The organism is bacterium, from assembly GCA_021372775.1.
Classification (GTDB): domain Bacteria; phylum Acidobacteriota; class Polarisedimenticolia; order J045; family J045; genus JAJFTU01.
Genome location: JAJFTU010000177.1, coordinates 1 through 2798, shown reverse-complemented (window position 1 = coordinate 2798; position 2798 = coordinate 1). Strand labels below are relative to the sequence as shown.

General features: G+C 73.0%; 3 protein-coding genes and 1 tRNA gene. 3 read left to right on the top strand and 1 reads right to left on the bottom strand.

Annotated elements, in window-relative coordinates; genetic code table 11:
• From LLG88_05895 to LLG88_05885, 3 genes are all read left to right on the top strand, one after another.
• The coding region (locus tag LLG88_05895) for a PP2C family protein-serine/threonine phosphatase (GenBank protein ID MCE5246439.1) at positions 1 to 1390 on the top strand (1390 nt) is incomplete at its 5' end.
• A 92-nt stretch (positions 1391 to 1482) separates the two neighbouring features.
• A tRNA-Phe gene (locus LLG88_05890) sits at positions 1483 to 1558 on the top strand.
• Between the two features lie 135 nt (positions 1559 to 1693).
• Positions 1694 to 2458 carry a hypothetical protein gene (locus tag LLG88_05885; protein ID MCE5246438.1) on the top strand — a complete coding sequence of 255 codons (765 nt, stop codon included), beginning with the start codon at positions 1694 to 1696 and terminating at the stop codon, positions 2456 to 2458.
• Positions 2459 to 2587: 129 nt separating this feature from the next.
• On the opposite strand, the gene LLG88_05880 is transcribed toward LLG88_05885, so the two are convergent.
• Positions 2588 to 2767, bottom strand: coding sequence for a DUF4325 domain-containing protein (locus LLG88_05880; protein ID MCE5246437.1), 180 nt, complete (start codon positions 2765 to 2767; stop codon positions 2588 to 2590).
• Between the last annotated feature and the right edge of the window lie 31 nt (positions 2768 to 2798).

Below are 2798 nucleotides of genomic sequence, written 5' to 3'. Positions count from 1 at the left end.
GATCGACCGCGCCTTCTTCCGCGACGCCTACGACGCGCGGCGGATCCTCTCCGAGCTCGCCGACGCGGTGCGCCAGCGCGCCGCCGAGCCGCGCCGCCTGCTCGGCTTCGTCGCCGACGAGCTGCACGCCGCGCTCCATCCCTCCGGCGTGACGATCTTCCTGCGCCGCGACGAGGCGGGCTGGCTCGTCCCCGCGGCGCGCGCCGCGGCCGAAGACGGCGGGAACGACTTCTGCTGCGCCCTCTACGCCGCGGCCCCGAACGGCGCCCGCGGCGGCGGCCTCGCCCCCGACGGGCAGGCGCTCTGCCGCACGGCCCCGGCGCTCGCGGCGCTGGTCCAGGGAATCGATCCCGAGGCGCCGACGACGATCGACGTCGTCCCCTCGCTGGAGACGACCTGGGACCGGCTGCCCGCGCCGCCGCACGTCCTGCGCGCCGCCGGCCCCTGCCTCGACGCCGGCGGGGCGTTCGACCCGTTCGAGGCGCGGCTCGTCGTGCCGCTGGCCACGCGGCGGCGGATCGTCGGCTGCATCGTCCTCGGCGGCAAGCTCTCCGAGGAGCCGTACACGCGCGAGGACCGGCTGCTGCTCCTCTCGGTCGCCGGGCAGGCGGCGATCGCGCTCGACTACGCGCAGCTGATCGGCCAGGCGGCCGACCGCGAGCGCGTGCGCCGCGAGCTGGAGATCGCGCAGGAGGTCCAGGAGGCGCTGTTCCCGCAGCGCGGCCCGGAGCTGGCGACGCTCGACTACATCGGCGTCTCGCGGCCGGCGCGGATCCTCGGCGGCGACTACTTCGACTTCATCGACCTCGGCGGGCGGCGGATGGCGCTGGCCCTGGCCGACCTCTCCGGCAAGGGGATCTCGGCCGCGCTGCTGATGGCCTCGCTGCAGGCCGCGCTGCGCAGCCACGCCGCGCAGTGGGGCTCGGACGTCGCCGCGCTCGTCTCCGACGTCAACGACCAGCTCTGCGCCTCGACCGCGGCGAACAAGTTCGCGACCCTCTTCTACGGCGTCTACGACGACGCCTCGCGGCGGCTGGTCTACGTCAACGCCGGCCACAATCCGCCGCTCGTCGCCGGGCAGCGGGGCGAGATCCGCCGCCTGACGACCGGCGGGATGGTCGTCGGCGTCCTCCCCGGACAGACCTACGAATCGGAGTCGATCGAGCTGCTGCCGGGGGACGCGCTCGTCGTCTCCACCGACGGCGCGACCGACGCGGCCGACGCCGCGGACGAGCCGTTCGGCGAGGCGCGGCTCGCCGAGCTCGTCGCCGCCCACCGCGGCGACTCCCCCGAGGCGCTGCGCGACGCGATCCTCGCCGCCCTCTCGCGGCACGCCGCCGGCGTCCCCTTCGAGGACGACGTGAGCCTCGTCATCGCCAAGGCCCGCTGACCGCGCCGCTCCCGCCGAGGCGCCGACCTGCGCGGCACGCGCGACTTGACGGTTTCCCCCGCGGTGGCTAAAGTCTCCCGGTCCAACGGAGTGCCCGGGTAGCTCAGTTGGTAGAGCACGTGACTGAAAATCACGGTGTCGATGGTTCAATTCCGTCCCCGGGCACCACTTCCCCATCACTGCCGGCAACCGACATGGCCCGGCGCGCCGCGCCCTCGGCCACGTCGCCGTCGCGCCTTTTCGGCGCCGCGGGATGACGTCCCGCTCCAGATGCCCCCTATACTCGGCCGAGGGGGGACGGCCATGTTTCTGAGTCTCGACGAGTGCTTTTCGGCCATCGCTTCCGAGGTGGCATGGACGAGAAAGCGGCTCCCGCTCGACCCTTTCGACGATGACCAGCGCGCCCGCATCGAGGGGCTGTGCCGGCGGATCACGGACCTCCTGGCCCGCGCCCGGACGGAGGCGGGGCGAGGGAGAACCGACGCTCTGGGACTTGCACTGACGCAAATCGCCGCGACGTGGCACGACGCCACCGAGGATGAGTCGCGGCGTTCCCCGTCGTCCCGCCCCGAGCGCCTGCTTCAGGGCGCCGGTGTCGGTCTTTTCCAGGCCGTGACGGCCGCGCTGGATCTGCGCGAAGCGACGGCCGCGAACGACCCGGTCGCGGCCGCGGCAACAGAGGTCCGGCGCTATCTCGGCGCGGACGAATACCCGGGGGACGCCTACGTCCCTTATCCGGCGACATGCAAGGCCTGCGGCGGCCGGATCTTCCATCTGGCGCTGCCGCCCCGGACGCGCCTCGGCGAGCGGCGCAACCAAGTCAACCGGGTGAGGCTCACGTGCGTCGCCTGCGGCGCGGAGGGCGAGCAGCATCTTCCCTGCCGGTACCCGCCGCCGCAGCCTGATCCAGAGGAGCCTTGGACGCCGTTCGCCTGCGGGTGCGGCGGCTCGACCTTCGCGCTCGTCGCGTGCCATCACTTCGACGACGACGGCTTCTACGACGACTGCGCCGCCGCGTGCGCTTGCGCCGGATGCAAGGCGGCCACGCAGCTTTCGTGGGACGACTGAGGTCGCGGTCCTTTCAGGTAGCCCGAAAGTCCCTGTCGCGTGCAGTCGGCGGCCTCCCGGCGGCGACGCGGCGCGGGGAGCGGGGCCAAATCGCGCAGGTCCTCGCGCGGGCGCGTCGTGCCGTCCAGCTCAGACCGCGGGCGACGGCCCCGCGCGCTGAACGCGATTGGACATGACGACAGCGAGAAGATGCTTCACCTGCTTCGAAGCGCCGACGACTCGGACCCGCTCTTTGACGACGACCCAGCCGAGTTCTTCGACAAGGTCGCCGAACACTTCATCGGCGAAAGACGGCGTGACGACCGCCACGCCCGCGAAGTCGAAGACGACGTTCCGCCCC

Excerpts from the sequence above, each read along its gene's own strand:
- LLG88_05885 (MCE5246438.1), top strand. The coding sequence starts at position 1,694 with ATGTTTCTGAGTCTCGACGAGTGCTTTTCGGCCATCGCTTCCGAGGTG.